The sequence below is a fragment of the Massilia sp. 05N420 genome (genome assembly GCF_056397205.1).
On record NZ_JBFTMX010000105.1, the window covers coordinates 1 to 707 of the forward strand.

Genomic DNA, 707 nt, shown 5'->3' on the forward strand with positions numbered 1-707 from the left:
TGATGTAGGGCGCCAGGAAATAGGTGATCTCGCTTGCATGGGCGAGAAGACCGGCGACGTAGTTTTCCATCAACGGCGACATGCCGTATCTGCCCTTCTCGTCGAAGAACAGCGCCTTCTTGCCATCGAGGCTCCAGAGCGACTGGTGGATATGCGACGAGCTACCGGCGGCATTGTAATGCCACTTGGCAAGGAAGGTGATGGCCTTGCCCTTCGACCAGGCGATTTCCTTGCAGCCGTTCTTGATGATCGTATGGCGGTCGGCCATCGTCAAAGCTTCGGCATAGCGAACGTTGATCTCTTCCTGTCCGGCGGAGGCCTCGCCCTTCGAATTCTCGACGGGGATTTCGGCGCCCTGCAGACCGGTACGGATCGCCCGCATCACCTCTTCTTCCTTGGTGGTCTGGAAGATGTGGTAGTCCTCGTTATAGGCGCTGGCGAGCTTCAGGTTGCGATAGCCCGAGGCATGCGCGGATTCATAGGTCTGGTCGAACAGGAAGAATTCCAGTTCCGAGGCCATGAACGGCTTCATGCCCATCGCTTCCAGACGCTTCACCTGCTTCTTCAGGATGGCGCGCGGCGAATGTGCCACTTCCTCATGCGTATGATGATCGAGCAGATCGCAGAGCACCAGGGCCGTACCTTCGAGCCACGGAATGCGCCGCAGCGTCGAAAGGTCAGGCTTCATCGTATAGTCGCCGTAACCC

Annotated in this window: 1 protein-coding gene; it reads right to left on the reverse strand. The window is 58.1% G+C overall.

Annotated features, from left to right (window positions below):
* Nucleotides 1-688: type I glutamate--ammonia ligase (locus AC1DIX_RS27465; protein WP_477328476.1), on the reverse strand; the 688-nt coding region annotated here is incomplete at its 3' end.
* Nucleotides 689-707: the final 19 nt, after the last annotated feature.